At 58.5% G+C, this 20,422-nt stretch carries 19 protein-coding genes and 1 pseudogene; 16 read left to right on the top strand and 4 right to left on the bottom strand.

The annotated features are described in order from the left end of the window. The coding region (locus tag BF12_RS0110095) for a type IV pilus twitching motility protein PilT (RefSeq protein WP_024952174.1) at positions 1–980 on the bottom strand (980 nt) is incomplete at its 3' end. Between the two features lie 184 nt (positions 981–1,164). On the opposite strand from BF12_RS0110095, the gene BF12_RS0110090 reads away from it, so the two are divergent. From BF12_RS0110090 to BF12_RS19575, 6 genes are all read left to right on the top strand, one after another. Then, entirely contained in the window at positions 1,165–1,902 is a 738-nt protein-coding gene (locus BF12_RS0110090; RefSeq protein ID WP_024952173.1) for a YggS family pyridoxal phosphate-dependent enzyme, read from the top strand. A gap of 109 nt (positions 1,903–2,011) precedes the next feature. Then, positions 2,012–2,854 carry a pyrroline-5-carboxylate reductase gene (gene proC, locus BF12_RS0110085; protein ID WP_024952172.1) on the top strand — a complete coding sequence of 281 codons (843 nt, stop codon included), beginning with the start codon at positions 2,012–2,014 and terminating at the stop codon, positions 2,852–2,854. Between the two features lie 135 nt (positions 2,855–2,989). Continuing rightward, positions 2,990–3,571: a YggT family protein gene (locus tag BF12_RS0110080; protein ID WP_024952171.1), complete on the top strand. Its 582-nt coding sequence runs from the start codon at positions 2,990–2,992 to the stop codon at positions 3,569–3,571. Positions 3,572–3,831: 260 nt separating this feature from the next. Continuing rightward, a complete protein-coding gene (gene metX, locus BF12_RS0110075; RefSeq protein ID WP_024952170.1) occupies positions 3,832–5,025 on the top strand; it encodes a homoserine O-succinyltransferase MetX in 1,194 nt (397 codons plus the stop codon). Beyond that, entirely contained in the window at positions 5,018–5,632 is a 615-nt protein-coding gene (gene metW / locus BF12_RS0110070) for a methionine biosynthesis protein MetW (protein ID WP_024952169.1), read from the top strand. Before metX ends, metW begins: the two co-directional genes overlap by 8 nt. 225 nt (positions 5,633–5,857) lie before the next feature. Beyond that, positions 5,858–6,340 carry an acyl-CoA thioesterase gene (locus BF12_RS19575; RefSeq protein ID WP_024952168.1) on the top strand — a complete coding sequence of 161 codons (483 nt, stop codon included), beginning with the start codon at positions 5,858–5,860 and terminating at the stop codon, positions 6,338–6,340. 156 nt (positions 6,341–6,496) lie between these two features. On the opposite strand, the gene BF12_RS0110060 is transcribed toward BF12_RS19575, so the two are convergent. Then, positions 6,497–7,549 (bottom strand): ChaN family lipoprotein, encoded by a 1,053-nt coding sequence (locus BF12_RS0110060; protein ID WP_024952167.1) that lies wholly within the window; start codon positions 7,547–7,549, stop codon positions 6,497–6,499. A gap of 83 nt (positions 7,550–7,632) precedes the next feature. Between BF12_RS0110060 and BF12_RS19570 the strand changes: the two genes are divergently transcribed. Then, a complete protein-coding gene (locus tag BF12_RS19570; RefSeq protein WP_169734521.1) occupies positions 7,633–8,103 on the top strand; it encodes a Rieske (2Fe-2S) protein in 471 nt (156 codons plus the stop codon). 27 nt (positions 8,104–8,130) lie between these two features. Here BF12_RS19570 and sfsA read toward each other — a convergent pair whose 3' ends face one another. Together sfsA and BF12_RS19565 are read right to left on the bottom strand one after the other, a co-directional pair. Then, a complete protein-coding gene (gene sfsA, locus BF12_RS0110050; protein WP_024952165.1) occupies positions 8,131–8,973 on the bottom strand; it encodes a DNA/RNA nuclease SfsA in 843 nt (280 codons plus the stop codon). Beyond that, positions 8,973–10,159, bottom strand: a pseudogene (locus BF12_RS19565) (aminotransferase class I/II-fold pyridoxal phosphate-dependent enzyme). The gene sfsA and the pseudogene BF12_RS19565 overlap by 1 nt, the downstream one beginning before the upstream one ends. 274 nt (positions 10,160–10,433) lie before the next feature. On the opposite strand from BF12_RS19565, the gene dksA reads away from it, so the two are divergent. The 9 genes from dksA to BF12_RS0110000 all read left to right on the top strand — a co-directional run bounded on the left by dksA (position 10,434) and on the right by BF12_RS0110000 (position 20,364). Beyond that, entirely contained in the window at positions 10,434–10,871 is a 438-nt protein-coding gene (dksA, locus tag BF12_RS0110040; RefSeq protein ID WP_024952164.1) for an RNA polymerase-binding protein DksA, read from the top strand. Positions 10,872–11,000: 129 nt separating this feature from the next. Further along, on the top strand, positions 11,001–11,933 hold the full coding sequence (gluQRS, locus tag BF12_RS0110035) for a tRNA glutamyl-Q(34) synthetase GluQRS (protein WP_024952163.1): 933 nt from the start codon (positions 11,001–11,003) through the stop codon (positions 11,931–11,933). 114 nt (positions 11,934–12,047) lie between these two features. Further along, the gene (locus BF12_RS0110030; RefSeq protein WP_024952162.1) at positions 12,048–13,589 is read left to right on the top strand and encodes a sigma-54-dependent transcriptional regulator; all 1,542 of its coding nucleotides are present in this window, start codon (positions 12,048–12,050) and stop codon (positions 13,587–13,589) included. 1,092 nt (positions 13,590–14,681) lie between these two features. Then, positions 14,682–16,082 (top strand): polynucleotide adenylyltransferase PcnB, encoded by a 1,401-nt coding sequence (pcnB, locus tag BF12_RS0110025; RefSeq protein WP_024952161.1) that lies wholly within the window; start codon positions 14,682–14,684, stop codon positions 16,080–16,082. Between the two features lie 21 nt (positions 16,083–16,103). Then, positions 16,104–16,601 (top strand): 2-amino-4-hydroxy-6-hydroxymethyldihydropteridine diphosphokinase, encoded by a 498-nt coding sequence (folK, locus tag BF12_RS0110020; protein WP_024952160.1) that lies wholly within the window; start codon positions 16,104–16,106, stop codon positions 16,599–16,601. A gap of 168 nt (positions 16,602–16,769) precedes the next feature. Further along, positions 16,770–17,561: a 3-methyl-2-oxobutanoate hydroxymethyltransferase gene (gene panB / locus BF12_RS0110015; protein WP_024952159.1), complete on the top strand. Its 792-nt coding sequence runs from the start codon at positions 16,770–16,772 to the stop codon at positions 17,559–17,561. Then, complete coding sequence (gene panC / locus BF12_RS0110010) at positions 17,561–18,415, top strand: pantoate--beta-alanine ligase (RefSeq protein ID WP_024952158.1); 855 nt, start codon at positions 17,561–17,563, stop codon at positions 18,413–18,415. Before panB ends, panC begins: the two co-directional genes overlap by 1 nt. A gap of 79 nt (positions 18,416–18,494) precedes the next feature. After that, a complete protein-coding gene (panD, locus tag BF12_RS0110005; protein WP_024952157.1) occupies positions 18,495–18,875 on the top strand; it encodes an aspartate 1-decarboxylase in 381 nt (126 codons plus the stop codon). A gap of 307 nt (positions 18,876–19,182) precedes the next feature. Next, positions 19,183–20,364: an acetyl-CoA C-acetyltransferase gene (locus BF12_RS0110000; RefSeq protein ID WP_024952156.1), complete on the top strand. Its 1,182-nt coding sequence runs from the start codon at positions 19,183–19,185 to the stop codon at positions 20,362–20,364. The last annotated feature ends 58 nt before the right edge of the window (positions 20,365–20,422 follow it).

Genomic DNA, 20,422 nt, shown 5'->3' with positions numbered 1-20,422 from the left:
CCTTCGGCTAACAAACGATTCAGTGCGGAGTCCAGCGTTTGCATACCCAGCGCACCACCGGTCTGGATGGAGGAGTACATCTGCGCCACCTTATCCTCACGAATCAGGTTACGGATGGCAGGCGTCGCCAGCAGTATCTCGTGTGCCGCCACACGGCCGCCACCCACCTTCTTGAGCAGTGTCTGAGCGATAACGCCCTGCAATGACTCGGAGAGCATCGAGCGCACCATCGACTTTTCATCCCCCGGGAAGACGTCAATGATACGGTCGACCGTCTTGGTCGCGGAGGTTGTGTGCAGCGTGCCGAATACCAGATGCCCGGTCTCGGCAGCTGTCAGCGCCAAACGGATGGTTTCCAGATCCCGCAGCTCACCAACCAGAATGACGTCGGGATCCTCACGCAATGCCGAACGCAATGCTGGAGCAAAGCCGTGAGTATCACGGTGTACTTCACGCTGATTGATCAGGCAGCGCTTGGATTGATGCACGAACTCGACCGGATCCTCGATGGTCAAGATATGGTCGTACTTATTCTCATTGATATAATCGATCATGGCCGCCAGCGTGGTCGACTTACCGGAACCCGTCGGCCCCGTGACCAGAATCAGCCCGCGCGGCAGCATGCACATCTTGCGGAATGACTCCCCCAACCCCAGATCTTCCATCGATAGCACTTCCGAGGGAATGGTACGGAAAACAGCGCCGGCACCACGTCCTTGATGAAAGGCGTTGACACGGAAGCGCGACACACCCGGCACCTCGAAGGAGAAATCGGTTTCGAGGAATTCTTCAAAATCACGCCGCTGTTTGTCATTCATGATCTCGTAGATCAGCGCCCGCACCTGCTTGTCATCCATTGACGGGACATTGATACGCCGTACATCACCATCGACACGTATCATCGGAGGCAAACCTGCAGACAGGTGCAGATCCGAAGCGTTCTGCTTTGCCGAAAAAGCCAGCAGTTCGGTAATATCCATGCATATCCCTCGCGAAGACCGATGCTCTTGTATAAACGAGTCTTGTGTATGTGAAACGTGACCATTCGGTAGATGGCGCGAACACCGTAGAGCTGGAACGCCCATCGCCCGATGCTACAGCCAAAGCGCGCAGCATCGAGCCATTGATCGTAAAGATATTCCGTAAACTTCGGAGCCGAGCCGCATGACCACAGTCCCTGATGATGAAGCCTGTGTTACTCAGTGTATCCTAGAGGCACGTGCACGACTGGAAAAGGCATTACAGACAAGTAAACGCAATGCTCATTCCGCCCAGCTATTGGCCGTAAGCAAGACCAAGCCGGCCTCCTTGTTGCGTGCCGCCTGGAATTCTGGTCAACGCGCCTTTGGCGAGAACTATCTTCAGGAGGCACTGGACAAGCAGCAAGCATTATCAGATCTCGCAGACATCGAATGGCATTTCATCGGTCCAGTTCAGTCCAACAAGACGCGCGCCATTGCCGAGCACTTCGCGTGGGTGCATACCGTGGAGCGCGACAAGATCGCTCGCCGTCTGAGCGAACAACGCCCCACAGCGCTTGAGCCACTGAATGTGTGTTTACAGGTCAATGTATCTGGAGAGGCCTCGAAGGCGGGTGTCGCGCCCGGGGAGCTCATGGCGCTGGCCGAGACTGTCATGGCGCTGCCCAGCCTGAACCTGCGCGGCCTGATGGCTATTCCTGCACCTTGCCCCCTCGATTCCAGCGAGGAGGAGCAACGCGCGCCCTTCCGTCAGCTGCGCGAGATGCTGGATCAGCTGCAAGCACGCTATCCGCAGGCCGCTCTCGATACGCTCTCGATGGGCATGAGTGCTGATCTGGAAGCTGCTGTCGCCGAAGGCGCTACTCTAGTGCGTCTTGGTACTGCGATCTTTGGTGCCCGCGACTACTCAACGATATCCTGACCTTCCACCCTATTCGTCTCGATCGCTGCCAGCATTCTCGCAGCCTCGACGCTAGCTTCATCCCGCTATGACAGGCGCCTTTCAAAGCACCTAGCAACAGGAGCACTGCATGACTTGCCAGACCTCCTCAGCACCTCGCACTATCGCCTTCATCGGCGCAGGCAACATGGCCAGCGCCATCTTTGGCGGCATGATCGAGGCCGGCTATCCGGCCAGTCATATCATCGCGACCGCCCGCTCCCGCGAGACGCTCGACGCCCTTGAACAGCGCTACGGCGTGAACACTACACACGATAATGCTGATGCCGTGTCACGTGCTGATGTCGTCGTATTAGGCGTCAAGCCACAGATGATGCACGACGTCTGCCAGGCACTCACGCCTGCGGTACAGGCGAAAAAACCTCTGATCGTCTCCGTGGCAGCCGGCATCACCTGCGAGAGTCTCGAGCGTTGGCTGGGCGGAGATCTCGCCGTCATTCGCTGCATGCCGAATACCCCGTCACTGGTCGGAGTGGGTGCCAGTGGCCTGTTTGCCACACCACAGGTAACTGACGAACAACGCGCACTGATGGATGACATGCTGACAGCCGTCGGCATCGTCGAATGGGTCGAGGAAGAAGGCTTGCTGGAAGCCGTGACCGGTGTGTCAGGCTCCGGCCCTGCCTACTTCTTCCTGTTCATCGAATCGCTGGAAGCGGCAGGTATCGAGCTTGGCCTGAGCGCCGAGACTGCCCGTCGCTTGGCGATTCAGACCGCACGCGGTGCCGCCGAGATGGCCTTTACCAGTGAGCATGAACCAGCAGAGCTACGACGCCGTGTCTGCTCGCCGAATGGCACCACCGAACGGGCGGTCAACAGCTTCGAGAATGACGACCTACGCGATATCGTCGCGCGTGCCGCCAAGGCCTCCAGCGTCCGCGCAGCAGAGATGGCCCGCGAACTGGATCAATAACCTGACGCCTATGACTGGCAGCACGGAGATGAACACGCCATCATGCGCTGTTCATCTCTTGTTGGCATGCTATCGGCATGACGTGCGTATTTATCGTTCGTGCCCCTCAACTCTCACCGTCTTAAGGAAAACCCCATGGGTGCTATGGGTAACATCGGACTCCAGCTGACTACCATCCTGCTGCAGCTGTTTGTCTACATACTGATGCTGCGCTTCTTGCTGCAGCTGTCACGCGCAGATTTCTACAATCCGGTCACCCAATCGGTGGTCAAGGCGACCAACCCGTTAGTGGCGCCGCTGCAAGGTATCTTGCGCCCGATGGGCCGCTTTGATATCGCCACGCTCGCCGCAGCCTTTATCGTCGTCTGCCTGGTACTGGTCGCCATTGGTGCGCTATTCGGTGGTGGAATGCTACCGGTGAGCTTCATAGCACTGACGGCACTAGGCACCATCCTCGACAGCATCATCAATATCTACTTCTTCGCGCTAATCGCGATGATCATCCTGTCGTGGGTCTCTCCCAAGGCCAACCATCCCGGTGCCATTCTCGTCCACCAGCTGGTCGACCCGATCATGAAGCCGGTGCGCAAGGTAATCCCCTCCATCGGCATGCTCGATCTGTCACCGATCTTCGTGTTCATCGCCCTCAACTTGCTCGGCAGTCTGGTCAGCCAGACGCTACCGTCACTAGGCATGCTGCGCAGCGCCTTCGGTTGATAACAGCACGCAAGGCCTGCCCGCCAGGTTCTTAACGCCAGTTCTCTTGCGCCCGTTGCGAATTTTCGTCGCGGGCGCTTGTGCGTCTGCACCATTCCACTGGCTCACGCACGAACAGCGCTGTGCTAGAGTTAGCCCTCGGCCGGAGCGGTCATTACGGTGCACGAGACGCCCACAAGGCGCATCACCGCACTCCGCGCCCAGGACACGGGTAACGCCCGAACACTCTGCTGGACATGATGCTGGAAACCTTCACTACGATGCCTGATTCCCTGCCCCCGGATTCGGTCGGTCTGGTCACGCCTCAGACCGCTCACTTCGACATCCCCCTGGCGCTAGCTTGCGGCAGACGCCTTGAGCAGTATTCGCTGGTCTACGAGACCTACGGCGAGCTGAACGCTGACGCCAGCAACGCTATTCTGATCTGCCACGCCCTGACCGGCCACCATCACGCTGCCGGCTACCACACCATGGGTGATCGCAAACCCGGCTGGTGGGACGACTATATCGGCCCAGGCAAACCCATCGACACCGCGCGCTTCTTTGTCATCTCGCTGAATAACATCGGTGGCTGCCATGGCAGCACTGGCCCCACCTCGATCAACCCCGATACTGACGAACAGTGGGGGCCCGACTTCCCGCTGGTGACTGTGCCCGATTGGGTCGAAAGCCAGAAGCGCCTCGCGGAACGCCTCGGCATCACTCGTTTCGCAGCCGTGGTCGGCGGATCACTGGGGGGCATGCAAGCCCTGCAGTGGACACTGGATCACCCTGAGCGCGTCGGTCATGTCGCCATTGTTGCCTGTACGCCGAAACTCTCTGCGCAGAACATCGCCTTCAATGAGGTCGCGCGCCAGGCCATCCGCTCTGATCCGGAATTCCATGACGGCTGGTACGCGCGAGTGGATGCAATGCCCAAGCGCGGCCTGAAGCTAGCGCGTATGGTTGGCCACATCACCTATCTTTCTGAACATTCGATGGGCACCAAATTCGGACGTGATCTGCGCCAGGACCGCCTCAATTTCGGGTATGACGTCGATTTCCAGGTCGAGAGCTACCTGCGTCACCAAGGGGATACTTTCTCCACTGCTTTCGACGCCAATACCTACCTACTGATGACCAAGGCATTGGATTACTTCGATCCGGCCGCCGAGGCCGGCGATGACCTCGCTGCCGCCATGAAACCGATCAGCTGCCCGATACTCGTCGTCAGCTTCACTACCGATTGGCGCTTCACTCCCTCACGCTCTCGTGAACTGGTCAACGCCATGATTCATGCTGGCAAGTCGGTCAGCTACGCGAATATTGATTCGCCTCATGGTCACGACGCCTTCCTGTTACCGGGGGAGCGCTATGAGGCAGTACTGGGTAACTTCCTGACCCGTGCGCATGATCAAGCCAGCCGTGAATCAGCGGCACGATGCGCTACCGCGCAGGAGACATCCCATGCGTAATGACCTCGCCCAGATTCATGACTGGATCCCAAACGGCGCGCGCGTGCTCGACCTCGCCTGTGGTGATGGCACGCTGCTGGCCTCGCTAGCCGAGCAGAAGCAAGTGTTCGGTTATGGGCTCGAAATCGACCCGCACAACATCAACGCCTGTGTCGCACGCGGCGTCAACGTCATCGAACAGAACGTCGATGACGGCCTGGCCAATTTCGCCGACGACACCTTCGATCGCGTGGTGATGTCACAGGCCTTGCAAGTCTTGAAGCGGCCAGACCGCGCCCTTGAGGAGATGATGCGTGTCTCGCGAGAGGCCATCATCACCTTCCCTAACTTCGCTTACTGGCGCCATCGCCTGCACCTCGGACTCAAGGGGCGCATGCCGGTCTCCAAATCGTTACCGCACGCTTGGTACGATACGCCCAATATCCACCTGTCGACCTTTGCCGACTTCGAGCGCCTGTGCCGTGACCAGGGTCTCAAGATCATCGATCGTGCGGTGGGCAACGGTGATCACGAACCACATCCGGCAGCGACCTGGTGGCCAAATCTATTTGGTGAAGTCGCCATTTTTCGCGTCTGTCGCGATAACTGCGCATCGCTAGAGCGTTAACCTCCCCCAAGTCTCAAACGCAACAATACAGAGGCCCGCGGGGGAATCCTGCGGGCTTCTGTGCGCCAACGCTGTACTTCCCTCTCTCTCGATCGATAGTCGTGCACTATCTTGGCGATGACAGACAGTCGCAACTAAAGTCTATATACTTTCGGGGTAAACGCAGCAGAGGATCGCGACCTGCACTTCCGGTGAAGATGCATCGCCATCCCTAGGAGAGAGCGCATGAACTTCCATACCCGCAAGTGGGTCAAGCCCGAAGATCTCAACCCCAATGGCACCCTGTTCGGTGGACGCCTGCTGGCCTGGATCGATGAAGAAGCCGCCATCTACGCCATTGTTCAGCTGGGAACTTCCCGCGTGGTCACCAAGTTCATGTCGGAGATCAACTTCGTTTCCAGTGCACGCCAAGGCGATATCATCGAGCTAGGTATTACTGCCAGCGCCTTCGGTCGCACCTCCATCTCGCTGTGCGTCGAGATCCGCAACAAGATCACCCGCGAACGTATTCTGACTATCGACCGAATTGTGCTGGTCAGTGTCGACGCCGACTTCAAGCCGGTCCCGCATGACCGCACGCGCATTACCTATATCGAAGACCGCTTTCGTGAACAGTCCGCTAACAATGACAGCCAGGACGAGCCAATCCCGCAAAAAGCCACGCGTCGTCGCGCGGAAGGCACATCTGCAACCGGCACTGACACCTAGAGCCTCGTGACGGAGCTTTCGCCCCGCCGTCTGAAATAAATTTCAGGCAATAGGGCATCAAAGAGCGGAACGTAAAGCATGGAACGCAAAAGGCACCCCCAACGGGAGGTGCCTTTTTTGTGGCCGAGCATTATCGACCAGATCAATACCGGATTCTCAGCTGGCAGATATCTCACTCGCTTCGCGTAGACCTGCACATGCCTCTTTCAGCGGTGTCCGCGCCGGTGTGAACCACACTAGATCATAGGCCGGTGCTGCACCGGCACTCTCGGGCAAGTAATCTTTCAATCGCGTCAGCGGCTGACCATTATCATCCCAGGCAACCGGCATCAAGGCAACGGACAGTGCCTTGCCCTCCAGCCAGCGCGGCACACCGATGTCACGACGCGCATGACCGTTGCCACAAACGAGCAGTGCCGTCGAATCATTGGCCGCCAGTGCATCCAGCCGCTCCGCCATTTGCTTGTCGCGTGCCAACTGGCCACGCAACATCGCATCCAGGCGTTCTGGCGGCAACAGACCACAGTGCCCCTCATCCAGCGCTTCTCGCTGCAGACGCAGTACCGCTTCTGGCAAAGCTAGCGCAGCCTGCCCCGGCGCCATAACATCCTGTACCTGTGTCACTGACAGACTCGCTGCTGACAGCGGCACACCGCTATCCAGCGTACTGCGCACCAGCGGAGCGTAATCAGTAAATGCCCAACGCGCATCCCATGCCAGCAATTGCTTCAGCTCTTCATCCGGCAGGCCTGCCACGGCAAGCGAGGTCCGATTAGCCAGCGACAACGCTGCATCCTGAGTCGTATCGAGCATCTCCAACGCCACCCCGCCTAGCCGCTTACGCGTGGCCAGCGCCTCAATCAGCCAACGCTCCAGCTGATGATGATCCGGGTTGTCATGGTGCTCCCCCAGCAGTACCAGTGGATGCGTCTGACTCCAGTCGACCAGCGCACTCGGCGACAGGCGGCGATTACCCTCGGCAACAAGAATGCTGCCTAGCAAGGGATGCGACGCCTTGGGATCATGCCAGGCAGGTAGTGGCGGCAGCGGCCCCATGGCAGTCTGACCAGATGCACGGGCAAGCGAGCTGCCTAGCAGCGAAAATCCACCAGCAGAGACCGCCATTCCCGCCAGCAATTGACGACGACTGATGCCAGCAGCGGTATCGCGAGTAGAGCGGTAAGAAGTCGAACGATGAAATAGCGACATGAAAATGACCAGACGTGAAGGAAACGGTAAAACGCACAAGAAAACATACTGTCCCAGCAATGATAACCGATGCGAGCCACCCCATGTCCGAAAGCCCACCATCACGCCGCTCAACGTTGCTTGGCTCGACACAGGAATGCCGGGCGCTGGAGTCCGTGCAGCAGATGCCGCAATTGATTCTGCCGTATCCTGAGCTGCCTGTCGGCCACAGCTGTGCCGTGCAACTTGAAGATGGCCGCGCTGCGTTGCTGGTCATGCTGGAAGCGGGGCCGCGCGCATATCTGGACCGCTGCCCACATCGCGGCAGTCGGCTGATGGCAGAGGCTGATGCAAACCACGAGCAACAGGACCCGTACATGGATGCCACTGGCGGGCTGATCCTGTGTCATCGCCATCAGGCCTGCTTCGAGCCTCAGCACGGCGTTTGTGTGAGCGGCCCTTGCCTGGGTGAGCGTCTGATCGCGCTGCGCGTGGAGATACGGCAAAGCGACGACAGACAGCTTAACCAGCACTGGCTTGTGCTGTGGGATGGCGAGACGGGTACCGAAGCGTAAGAAAGCCGAGTCATCGTCAGCCGCCGGTCAGATATCAAAACTGTGCAGATGCAGTGGCAATGCACGCGTCAACGCCATCTGCGCCCGCCACAGCGGTTGTCCGAGGGCATCCTCATAGGACGCTATCTGAATCTGCATGCTCAGCGCCAATACCTCGACACCAGCCGCCTGCGCTTCAACAAAGGCCTGTGCATAACGTGGATCAAGATGCGCTGCAGGTGCAACATTCTCAATGCCGTCATGCGCAACACAGAAGACCAGCACACAGCGATGTCCCGCTGCGACCAGCGCTGCCAGACTGGCGAGGTGACGACGCGCACGCACGCTGACCGAGTCCGGAAAGTAGCCATGCCCATCGACTTCACGCAGCGTGACCTGCTTGACCTCCAGATAGGTGGAGGCAGCTTGCTCCTCTACCGGCCACATCAAGAAATCGAGTCGCGAACGCTCCGGCGCCTCGCTGCCCGCAGGCGTCACCTCAACCCGCGCTTCACGCTCAAGCCGTACGAACGATGCAAGACCCATTGTCTTGAGCACTGCCAGCTCACCCGCCCGCAATACTGCCTCGACATGTGCATTGGCGCGTCCAGTGTGCACGCTGACCAGCGCATCTTGCTGGCCTGCGACGCCTGATGGCACGAGCGGCAGGCGAATCAATTCCCAGGTCCAGGCAAGCTTGCGCTTGGGATTATCAGAGGGCGATAACCACACCTCGCAACCCTCCACGCACACTGCACGCATCGAGCCGGTATTCGGGCAGTGTGCCGTCACCACCTCACCGCCGCGCGGACCTTCAAGCAGTTCCACCTCGGCAAAGAAGCGCTTGTAGCGACGCAATAGGCGCCCGCGATACAAACCCTCCAACACCATTAGACCGACACCTCGCCACACTGAACAGCGCGACGCGACAGAAAGCGCTCAAATCGTGCCAACGCCTCGACAAGCCGTGCTTCATCCGCCGTGAAGGCGATACGCACATGGCGATGTCCTTCAGCCAAGGCAAAGTCAGTTCCCGGCGTGATGGCAACATTTTCCTCTTCGAGCAATGCACGGCAGAAGGCTTCACTGTCATCACTCAGGCGCCTGATATCCAGCCAGACATAAAATGCCCCTTGTGGCGGCACCGAGGGTGCCAGCCCAAGACGCTCAAGGCCTTCGAGCAGCACGCTACGCCGCCCTTCAAGCACCTGACGACGACGTTCCAACTCCGCCTCACATTCCGGCGTGAATGCAGCGAGCGCAGCGTGTTGCGCGGGCGTGGAGGCCGCCAGGAAGACATTCTGCGCAAGACGCGAGAGCGGCTCGACCGCAGCTTCGGGCGCCACCAGCCATCCCAGCCGCCAACCCGTCATGCCGAAGTATTTGGAGAAGCTGTTGATCACGAAGGCCTCAGGCAGTCCGCCAGCGCAGTATGTGATGCCACACCGTAGGTCAGCCCCTGATAGATTTCATCCACCAGCAGGTACGCGCCACGTGTGCGGCATAATTCGCCAAGCTCACCCAATTGTGTGGGCGACAACACGTGGCCAGTGGGGTTAGAGGGCGACGCCACCATCACTGCGCGAGTATTTTTGCGCCAATGTGCTTCGGCAAGTTCAGCGGTCAGCTGCCAGCCACTCTCGGCATCCACCGGTACCGTATGCAACTCAGCTTCGACCAGCCCCATGAAGTGGCGATTGCATGGATAGGTCGGGTCTGCCATCAATACACTGTCACCGCGCTCGGCACATAGCAGCGTCGCCAGCAACAGCGCACCGGAAGCTCCCGGTGTCACGATGATGCGCGACGGCGATACCATCACACCGTGGCGCCGCGCGTAGTCGGCGGCGATGGCTTCACGCAATGCTGGTAGACCACAGGCTGGCGTATAGCGTGTGTGCCCCGCGGCCAACGCAGCCTGTCCAGCAGCGATAACCGGTGCAGGTGTAGGGAAGTCCGGCTCACCAACTTCAAGATGGATAACATCGTGCCCGCAAGCTTCGCGCGCCTGCGCAGCTTCCAACAATGTCATCACACGAAAGGCGGCGACAGATTCGAGACGGCGAGCAAACGGCATGACAACACTCCTCAGGGCTTGAGCCCCATTCTAGGCGCCGTCCCGCTACCATTCCCACCCCTTATTCGCATGAAAATCATCCTCGTTTCCCAGGCCCACACACATCAATCGCTACCAACTATCGTCGGAGATCTGTTGCAAACTTGTCACTTTTACGCTAAATAAGCTGATCTTCTCGCGAGGGCAGCAGTCAGGACAGCCCCCTCGCCGTGGCCAAGGAGGCAGTGCATCTAGCTGTCGATGGCCCAAGTCACCTGCGGAATGAGGCGGTCCCATGTCAGTAGCTGAAACAAAGCCGGAAGCGCTTAAGAAATTCACCCCATATGAGCCGGCAGCGGGTGAAGAATATATGAATGAAAAGCAGCTGGGGCACTTCCGCCAGATCCTGCTGGACTGGAAACAAGAGCTGATGGAAGAGGTCGATCGGACCGTACGCCATCTGCAGGAAGATGCGAACAACTATGCTGACCCTGCAGACCGCGCAACTCAGGAAGAAGGCTTCAGCCTCGAACTGAGAACACGTGACCGTGAGCGCAAGCTGCTCAAGAAGATCAACGAGACCATCGATAATATCGATGAGGACGACTATGGCTTCTGTGACGCCTGTGGCGTCGAAATCGGCATCCGTCGCCTGGAAGCACGTCCGACCGCCACTCAGTGCGTCGACTGCAAGACCTTGGCCGAGCTGAAGGAAAAGCAGCTGGGCCGCTAAGCCCAGCTGTCGGTATATCGACGGCTCTTCGTCGATATGACTTCCCATACGGCACCCTCCTCGGAGCGGTGCCCGTATGCGTTTATCACTTTTAAACTGCCGATCATGACGGATGCCGGAGCCTTCCCAATGCCTACCGCCTACCGTGGCCGTTTCGCCCCCACCCCTTCTGGCCCCCTACATGCCGGATCCCTGCTAACCGCCGTCGCCAGCTATCTCGATGCCCGTCATCACGATGGCGAATGGCTGGTGCGTGTCGAAGATATCGATCTGCCGCGCTGTCCTTCTGGTGCCGCCGATACCATTCTGCGCCAACTAGAGGCCTTCGGCCTTGAGTGGGATACCGACACACCAGACATGACTCACGACGTGCGCTATCAAAGCCACAGAAATGACGCTTACGCGACAGCGCTGGAGCAGCTAAAAGCCAGCTGCGTTGTCTATCCTTGTGACTGTTCGCGTAAGCAATGGCGTGGCTTTTCGCTTTATCCCGGCTGGTGTCGTACGCGTAGTACACCCCCTTGTGGCGCGCATGCCTGGCGACTCGATATTCGCGCGGCAGAACAGTGGGGCGGGAATGCCGCGGTCGCGGGCTGGGAGGACCGCCTGCAAGGCCACGTGCAACTCGATCTCGCCACCCTTGGTGACGTGGTACTCAAGCGCAGGGACAGCCTCTGGGCCTATCAGTTAGCAGTCGTCGTGGACGATGCTGATCAGGGCATTACCGACGTGGTGCGCGGTCTTGATCTGCTTGATAACAGCCCATGGCAGCGCCTGCTTCAAGCAGCGCTAGGGCTTCCCATGCCGAGTCTGACCCACCTACCCCTGATCACTGCAGACAACGGCCAGAAGCTTTCCAAACAGAACCTGGCACCCGCGCTACCAGAGGCACCAGATGCTATCCGCCAGCGACTGCATCACACCTTGAAGCTGTTGGGTCAGCACCCACCAAACGAGCTAGTGGATGCTAGCCCCGCAGAGCAACTAGCCCATGCCATCCCGCGCTGGTCACTCGCTGCCGTGGGAAAAGCGACCGCGTTGAGCGCGTCAGCTCCCTCCTGACAACCGTGCCCTGACAGCCACGATTGTCGGATTGCCTCCTCTGAGTGAACAGGACAGACTCACCAGGCAATATTCACTCCCGCATACATCTCATCAGGCGAGCGACCTCACTCAATGGCCCGGATTCTGATCGTCGAAAAGGAAGGTGCCACACGCAATACGTTGCAACACCTGCTGGAGCGCGAAGGGCATGGTGTCGTTCAGGCCAATGGGCTGGAGGACGCCTACACCCAGGCGCCAGCCGACTTTGCACTCGTAATCTGCGATATCGCACTGGCCGGTGAGCATGCCGAGCCCATCATTCAGGCAAGCCGCCCGACACCGGTCATCCTGCTAGCAGACACACCGAGCATGCATGCTGCCATTGCCAGCCTGAAGGCCGGCGCCATCGACTATCTCCCCAAGCCCTTCGATCAAGATGTCTTTGCACGCAGCGTTCGCGAGGCGCTGTCACTGCCGCGAGATGCTGCACCGCTGCTGTCCTCCCCAGTACCACCCTCACAGCGGCTGGCCAGCCACCCAGGGGGCACTGGCCAGCCAGTAGAGATGATCGGCCATTGTCGTGCCATGCAGCAGGTCTACACCCGTATACGCAAGGTCGCGCCCGCCGATGTCACCGTTCTGGTGCTCGGTGAGTCCGGCACCGGCAAGGAGCTGGTCGCACGCGCGATTCATCGCCAGAGCGACCGCCATCAAGCGCCACTCATTTGCGTCAACTGTGCTGCCATCCCCGAGACGCTGATTGAGTCAGAGCTATTCGGGCATGAGAAAGGCGCCTTCACCGGCGCCACCAGCTCGCGTACTGGCCTAATCGAAGCGGCCGATGGCGGCACACTATTCCTTGATGAAATCGGTGAACTGCCACTGGATGCCCAGGCACGCTTGCTGCGTGTACTGCAGGAGGGCGAGATTCGCCGCGTGGGGGCTATCGAGACCCGCTACGTGGATATACGCCTGATCGCAGCCACGCATCGCAACCTGCACCAGCTATCCAGCACCGGAGGTTTTCGCCTCGACCTCTACTACCGCCTCAATGTGATGGAGATTGATCTACCTCCCCTACGTGAGCGCGGCGATGACGTATTGGTACTGGCTGAACATCTACTTGATGGCATTGCTCGCAAGCATGGTCGCGACGGCATGCGCCTCTCTCAACGTGCACGGCAGGAAATTCACCACTACGCATGGCCTGGCAATGTTCGTGAGCTGGAAAATGCCCTTGAACGTGGCGTGATTCTCGCAGACCGTCGCATCATTGCCCCTGAGGACCTTGGTCTGCGTGGCCCGTCAGGCTTGCCACCCGAGGCTTCTCACGCTTCTCCCATGGTGGGGGCAAATAGTGATAACGCTCGACAGGGAAGCAATGCGTCGACAGCCTCCTCAACCACAGGCATGCCCGCCCCTGCTGCAAAACTGGCCACTTCGACATCCTCAGAAGCCTCACGCGGCAGCGTGTCCGTCATCAGCGATGATAGCGAAGAGGAAGACTTGTCATTGGAAGACTACTTCCAGCATTTCGTACTCGAGCATCAAGACCACATGAGTGAGACAGAACTGGCACGGCGCCTCGGCATCAGCCGCAAAAACCTGTGGGAACGACGCCAGCGCTTGGGCATCCCACGAAGAAAAGGGCGTCGCGGCACTCCTTCAGCCTAAATATGCTCTCTCTTTTCAAGCACGTCGCGCATAGCTGAAATCGCATTCGTATGCCCCGCAGATCCTGTATCGGCAGACTCGGCGCACCATCTGGGTGCCTCACCACGCACCGATGGCTATCAAACATCGCTGATTTTCTTTCCCAGCACAGCAATTCGCCTACGCCTCGCTAGACTTTAGTGCCGAATCACAGACAAAAAACCGTGTTCAATCATTAGCTTGCAAGCCATTTCTTTAGACCTTCGCACCAATTGTTACCATCGACCCCAAACTATGACCCCATCCGGCGCAGCAATGGCCACGTCAGGTAACACCTTGACCCCCTATACACCTCACGTCTCAGCGACCTATGTCTAAATGACTGAATTGCGTGTTTTTTTTTAAGCTGTGGCACATCCGATGCAACATCACGGTCAAGAAAAAGAACAACCGGAAATACGAAGCGCGCCTAACAACAACAAAATTGCGCAATGCTTCGAAAACCCTCGACACCAACAAGAACAATACTCGTCGAGCGAGTGACATTGATGATGACCAGCATGTCTCGACCCACAACGTTGGGCGATGGCAAGAGCCACAACAAGAACAAGCGGCCGCAGGGCATCATCCGCCGATCCAATAACAACAATATATCGGCAGTCCGGAATCTATTGACCAGGACGCGACGAATCCGGCCTCGAGCGCCAACAAGAATAATATGCTCGACCTCGGATCACCCCCGAAACAACAATAACTCTCGGGGGTAGGCTATTCAGCCGTCGGTGAATGGAAGATTGTTTTGAATACGAGATGGTCACCGAACAGACAGCCAGATAACAACAACATGATCTGTCTGAATTGATTAGTGACTGTGGTCCGTATTCAGGGCGATGCGCCATCACGAAAAAGAACATCCGCTCAAGGATGCGTGTACTCTACCTGCAAGGGAGACCGAGTAATCGGTCTCCCTTTTTCCTTGCTAGGGAGGTAATTTTTTACCCCACTGGCACCCTAAAGTGCAGAGTCGGCCCATATACGGCAGACCGGCGCTTTGCCAAGGTATCTGCCCTCAGCTACACTGGGCGGCCTGCCACGCACGAGTCGAATCGCTGCATGCTTAAAGGATTTACCCGCTTTCTACAACGCCCCGGTGACCGCTTGAAGACGCTTTTCAATGCAACTGACGCGCCCGCGGCCTCATTGCCCAGCCTGCGTGTGATTCCGCGGGATGAGCATCCCGTGTCCCGCCGCCAACTCAGCGAAAATGCGCTGAAGGTGCTCTATCGTCTGCAGAGTGGTGGCTATCAGGCCTATCTGGTCGGTGGCTGCATCCGTGATGCCTTGCTCGGGGAACGCCCAAAGGACTTCGACGTAGCGACCAACGCCACGCCAGAACAGGTCCGCGAGCTGTTCCGCAATGCCCGCATCATCGGACGCCGCTTCCGTATCGTGCACGTACGCTTCGGACGCGAGGTGATCGAGGTCACCACCTTCCGCGGCAAGCCAGCCGATAGCACGCCGAGCCAGCACACTCAGCAGTCGGAAGACGGCATGCTGCTGCGCGATAATGTCTGGGGCTCCATCGAGGAGGATGCGCTACGCCGCGACTTCACGATCAATGCCCTGTACTACGACGTCTCGGACTTCACGATCCACGACTGGGCGCATGGTGTACGTGATATTGAAGCACGCATGATTCGCTTGATCGGTGATCCTGAGACTCGCTATCGCGAGGATCCGGTACGGATGCTGCGTGCGGTGCGCTTTGCCGGCAAGCTGGACTTCGATATCGAAGAGGCGACTGCCGAGCCCATGTACGAACAGGCCCCGCTGCTGCTACAGATTCCACCAGCGCGCATGTTCGAGGAAGTGCTCAAACTGTTCATGTCTGGCTACGCACTGGAAACCTTCCATCTGCTGCGTGAGTTTGGCCTGTTCCAGATGCTCTTCCCAGAGACAGAAGAGAGCTTCGCACATTATCCGTGGTCCATGCCGCTCATCGAGAAAGCGCTGGCCAGCACTGATGATCGTATTCGCGAAGACAAGCCGGTCACGCCTGCCTTCCTGTATGCCGCCCTGCTTTGGCCTGGCGTCAAGGCGCGTACTGACCAGCTAATGGAAAGTGGCATGCCTGATATTCCGGCTGCCCATCAAGCGTCTCAACAGGCTATCGCGCGCCAGCTTAACCATACCTCTATCCCGAAGCGCTTCAGTATTCCGATGCGCGAAATTTGGGATATGCAGGCCAAGCTACCGCGTCGCCGTGGCAAACGCGCCTTCCAGACCCGCGAGCACCCGCGCTTCCGCGCCGCCTACGACTTCCTGCTGCTGCGGGAATTTGCTGGCGAGATCGAACACGGCCTGGGCAAATGGTGGACCGACTTCCAGGAAGTCGATGCACGCACTCAGGTATCGATGATCGAACTGGTCGCCGATGAAGGGCCCGCTGGCAGTAAGCCGGTGGGTGTCAAACGTCGTGGCAAGCGTCGGCGTAACGGTCGTGGACAGGGCTAAGCAGTTGAGCAGGAAACCCGCATGACCTCGACTGCCCTGATCGGCCTGGGGGCCAACCTCGACAATCCGCGCGCTCAACTCGAGCGCGCGATTGAGGCTCTCGATCAGCTTCCGCTGACACATTGCACGCGCCATTCACGGCTGTATGCCAGCAAGCCGGTCGGCCCTCAGGATCAGCCCGACTACGTCAATGCCGTCGCCGAGCTGCATACCCGCCTGTCTCCCCTCGCGCTACTGGATCAGCTGCAGGCACTTGAGCAGCAGCATCGTCGTGTGCGCCTGCGCCATTGGGGACCGCGTACACTGGATCTTGATCTGCTCCTGTTTGATGATCGCGCCATCATCATGCCCCGCCTCGTCGTACCACATCCCGAAATGCTTAACCGCGGCTTCGTGATGCGCCCTCTTGCTGACCTGCTGGGCTCCCGGACATTCATGTCATTGAGTAATGAAGATCTCGAGACGCTAGCGCAACAGGTTGAGGGTGACGACTTGCTCCCGCTCGGGCCTCAGGAGTAGAGTTTCGCTACTCTGTTACCGTTATGCCCATTTCAGGCTTCCCGGTAACACTTTCTGGTAACACCGGCCGTTCCGCCACACGCCTGCTCCTCAGGCCTGCTTGGTGATAGTGCCTGCTCGACGCCACGGGCAGGCGCGTTATACGCGCCGCAACGAGTACGCTTCCTGATGAAAAACGTCACCCTGAGCACCCTGCGCCGTCTCAAGGCTGATGGTGAGACGTTCAGTTGCCTCACCGCCTATGATGCCACCTTTGCCCATCTTGCCGGTGATGCCGGTATCGAAGTGCTATTGGTCGGCGATTCTCTCGGCATGGTCCTGCAGGGCCATGCCAGTACTCTGCCTGTCACCATCGATGATATCTGCTATCACACGACTGCTGTCGCGCGCGGCAAGCAAGGTAGTCTGCTGATGGCCGATCTTCCCTTCATGAGCAACGCCAGCACCGACATTCTGCTCGACCACGCCGCTCGCTTGATGCGCGCTGGCGCCGAGATGGTCAAGGTCGAAGGCGAAGCCTGGCTAGCAGGTGCCGTCACTGCGCTCGTCCAGCGCGGTGTGCCAGTCTGCGTCCACATGGGACTGACACCGCAGCATGTCCATGCCTTCGGTGGCTATAAGGTACAGGGCCGTGAAGAGGCGCGCGCCGAGCAGATCATCGCAGATGCCCGCACACTGGAAACCGCAGGCGCGGCAATCATTCTGCTGGAATGCGTCCCTTCTGAACTGGCACGCCAAGTGCGTGACGCCGTCAGCGTGCCCGTCATTGGCATTGGTGCTGGCGTAGACGTGGATGGTCAGATTCTTGTCATGCACGACATGCTCGACCTGACCACTGGCCGCAAGCCCCGCTTCGTCAAGAACTTCATGGCCGAGGCCGGCAGCGTGCAAGCAGCTTTCGCGGCCTATCACCAGGCTGTTAAAGCGCGCAGTTTTCCCGCGCCGGAGCATGGCTTCTGATGGATACCGTTTTCCACGCCAGTACACTGCGCGAACGTCTCACCACAGCACGGCAGGCCGGACAGCACATCGCACTGGTGCCGACCATGGGCAATCTGCATGCCGGCCATCTATCGCTGGTGCGCGAAGCGCGCCGCCACGCCGACCTGGTCGTGGCAAGCATATTCGTCAATCCGTTGCAGTTTGGGCCCAGTGAAGACCTCGACAACTATCCTCGTACACTCGCGGCAGATCAGCATGCATTGATGACCGAAGGCTGCGATCTACTTTTTGCACCCTCGACGACAGAGCTCTATCCCGAAGGCCGCGATGGACTGTGCAATGTTCAGGTCCACGGTGTCTCCGAGGGCCTGTGCGGAGGTAGGCGTCCGGGCCACTTCGATGGCGTGGCGACGGTCGTCAGCATTCTATTCAATCTGGTACGTCCCGATATCGCCTGCTTCGGTGAGAAGGACTTTCAGCAGCTCGCAGTGATCCGCAAGCTCAATCGCGACCTTCACTTCAACATCGATATTGTGGGCGTACCTATCGTGCGCGCCGAAGATGGATTGGCGCTCTCGTCACGTAATGGTTACCTGAGCACTGATGAGCGCGAGATTGCTCCCAAGCTCAAGCAGTGCCTGGATGCCCTGAAGACACGGCTTGAGAAAGGCATCGAGCCTGCTGAATCCTTGCGTGTAACACTAGCGGCGATCAGCGAGAGTGGTTTCAAGCCGGATTATCTCGAGTTACGTCGCACATCAGATCTCAGTCCTATCGCTGATGACACACGTGAAGCCATTATTTTGGCAGCCGCTCATCTAGGTCGCACACGCTTACTCGACAACCTGAAGGTCGTTCTACCGACGACCTGATATCTGTATAGACTGCGCTATCTGCCGGTCAGCCATCCCCTTTTCATGGGCCGGCGGCGCTTTTCCTGGAGGAATACCGATGCAAGCCATCATGCTCAAGGCCAAGCTGCACATGGCCCGCGTGACTCATGCCGTACTCAACTATGAAGGATCCTGTGCGATTGATGGCGATCTTCTCGATATGGCTGGCGTCCGTGAGTACGAACAAATCCAGATCTACAACGTGGATAACGGCAAGCGCTTCACCACCTATGCCATCCGTGGTGAAGAAGGGTCGAAGATGATCTCCGTGAATGGCGCAGCGGCGCACCAGGCAGATGTTGGTGATCGCGTGATCATCTGCGCCTTTGCCAATTACGCCGAGAGTGAGCTGGAAGCCCACAAACCTGCCATGGTCTATCTGATGGAAGGCAACGAGATCAGCCACACAGCCAATGCCATCCCTGTTCAAATGGCCTAAAGCTCGACATCTTTGCTAGTTCTTCTCTAACGCCAGCTCTGCTCACCAGCAGGGCTGGCGTTTTGCATTATGCTTATTCTCTATCTTTACTTCACTTATCCCCTCAGCCTGACAGAGTGAAAACGGAAGGCTTTCACTGTGGCAAATGACTGACATCTCGGAAGCACTTTGACGATTGCCGCATTGCACAACACTGCCTTATGCTGGATTCTCATATCAGCAGGGCTGTATGACGCGTGCGCTATCTGTCCGCACTCATTGCAGTTCTTTGACCCCGATAGTCTCGGCAGAGTAGAGGAGCATTCAGATGCAAGATGTGGTGATCGTAGCAGCCCGCCGTACCGCCGTTGGTGCTTTCAGCGGTAGCTTGGCCGGCATTTCCGCCGCAGACCTCGGCGCCCATGTCATCAAGGATATCCTCGCCAGCACGGGTGTCAGCGGTGACCAGGTCGATGAAGTCCTGCTCGGCCAGGTACTGACTGCCGGTTGTGGCCAGAACCCGGCACGCCAGGCGGTCATCAAGGCAGGTCTACCGGAAGGCGTGCCGGCGATGACGATCAACAAGGTCTGTGGCTCCGGCCTCAAGGCACTGCATTTGGCGACTCAGGCCATTCGTTGCGGAGATGCAGATCTGGTTCTAGCCGGCGGCCAGGAAAACATGTCCATGTCTCCACATCTGCTGCCCAACTCGCGTAATGGCCAGCGCATGGGGGACTGGAAGGCAATTGACTCCATGGTCCACGACGGTCTGTGGGATGCCTTCAATGATATCCACATGGGCGTTACTGCCGAGAACCTCGCCGAGAAATACGATATCAGCCGTGAAGCACAAGATGCCTTCGCCGCGGCTTCTCAGCAAAAAGCCTGTGCCGCTATTGAGGCCGGTCGCTTCAAAGGCCAGATAGTGCCGGTAGAGATACCCCAGCGCAAAGGTGATCCGGTGGTCTTCGATACCGACGAGAATCCGCGTGCGGGGACGACTGCCGAGAAGCTCGCGGGCATGCGCCCCGCCTTCAAGAAGGATGGCAGTGTCACCGCGGGTAATGCATCCTCACTGAACGATGGCGCGGCTGTGGTCATGCTATGCTCTGCCGACAAGGCACGTGAGCTCGGCCTGACACCACTGGCGACCATCAAAGCCTATGCAAGCTCTGGTGTTGACCCGAAGATCATGGGCATTGGGCCGGCACCGGCCACACGTCGCTGCCTCGAAAAAGCTGGCTGGAGTCTTGAAGACCTGGACCTGGTTGAAGCCAATGAGGCTTTCGCAGCTCAAGCATTATCCGTCAACAAGGAGCTAGGCTGGGATACTGACAAGGTCAACGTCAATGGCGGTGCAATTGCTCTTGGCCATCCCATTGGCGCCTCTGGCTGCCGTATCCTGGTATCTCTCGTACACGAGATGATTGCGCGCGATGCCAAGAAAGGCTTGGCCACGTTGTGCATCGGTGGCGGCCAAGGTATCGCGCTGGCCATCGAGCGCAGCTGATCGTCAGTCAGTGAGCCGCTCCCTCCTACCTTCACAGGATTTAGGTGGAGATACGCAA

It is taken from the genome of Cobetia crustatorum (genome assembly GCF_000591415.1).
In the GTDB taxonomy this organism is placed as follows: Bacteria; Pseudomonadota; Gammaproteobacteria; order Pseudomonadales; family Halomonadaceae; genus Cobetia; species Cobetia crustatorum.
Note: the sequence above shows the minus strand (reverse complement) of the source record. Positions and strands in the feature narration are given on the sequence as shown.

Bases quoted from the DNA above. Each gene is read 5' to 3' on its own strand.
- BF12_RS0110090 (WP_024952173.1), top strand. From the start codon at position 1,165: ATGACCACAGTCCCTGATGATGAAGCCTGTGTTACTCAGTGTATCCTA.
- proC (WP_024952172.1), top strand. From the start codon at position 2,012: ATGACTTGCCAGACCTCCTCAGCACCTCGCACTATCGCCTTCATCGGC.
- BF12_RS0110080 (WP_024952171.1), top strand. From the start codon at position 2,990: ATGGGTGCTATGGGTAACATCGGACTCCAGCTGACTACCATCCTGCTG.
- metX (WP_024952170.1), top strand. From the start codon at position 3,832: ATGCCTGATTCCCTGCCCCCGGATTCGGTCGGTCTGGTCACGCCTCAG.
- metW (WP_024952169.1), top strand. From the start codon at position 5,018: ATGCGTAATGACCTCGCCCAGATTCATGACTGGATCCCAAACGGCGCG.
- BF12_RS19575 (WP_024952168.1), top strand. From the start codon at position 5,858: ATGAACTTCCATACCCGCAAGTGGGTCAAGCCCGAAGATCTCAACCCC.
- BF12_RS0110060 (WP_024952167.1), bottom strand. From the start codon at position 7,549: ATGTCGCTATTTCATCGTTCGACTTCTTACCGCTCTACTCGCGATACC.
- BF12_RS19570 (WP_169734521.1), top strand. From the start codon at position 7,633: ATGTCCGAAAGCCCACCATCACGCCGCTCAACGTTGCTTGGCTCGACA.
- sfsA (WP_024952165.1), bottom strand. From the start codon at position 8,973: ATGGTGTTGGAGGGTTTGTATCGCGGGCGCCTATTGCGTCGCTACAAG.
- dksA (WP_024952164.1), top strand. From the start codon at position 10,434: ATGTCAGTAGCTGAAACAAAGCCGGAAGCGCTTAAGAAATTCACCCCA.
- gluQRS (WP_024952163.1), top strand. From the start codon at position 11,001: ATGCCTACCGCCTACCGTGGCCGTTTCGCCCCCACCCCTTCTGGCCCC.
- BF12_RS0110030 (WP_024952162.1), top strand. From the start codon at position 12,048: ATGGCCCGGATTCTGATCGTCGAAAAGGAAGGTGCCACACGCAATACG.
- pcnB (WP_024952161.1), top strand. From the start codon at position 14,682: ATGCTTAAAGGATTTACCCGCTTTCTACAACGCCCCGGTGACCGCTTG.
- folK (WP_024952160.1), top strand. From the start codon at position 16,104: ATGACCTCGACTGCCCTGATCGGCCTGGGGGCCAACCTCGACAATCCG.
- panB (WP_024952159.1), top strand. From the start codon at position 16,770: ATGAAAAACGTCACCCTGAGCACCCTGCGCCGTCTCAAGGCTGATGGT.
- panC (WP_024952158.1), top strand. From the start codon at position 17,561: ATGGATACCGTTTTCCACGCCAGTACACTGCGCGAACGTCTCACCACA.
- panD (WP_024952157.1), top strand. From the start codon at position 18,495: ATGCAAGCCATCATGCTCAAGGCCAAGCTGCACATGGCCCGCGTGACT.
- BF12_RS0110000 (WP_024952156.1), top strand. From the start codon at position 19,183: ATGCAAGATGTGGTGATCGTAGCAGCCCGCCGTACCGCCGTTGGTGCT.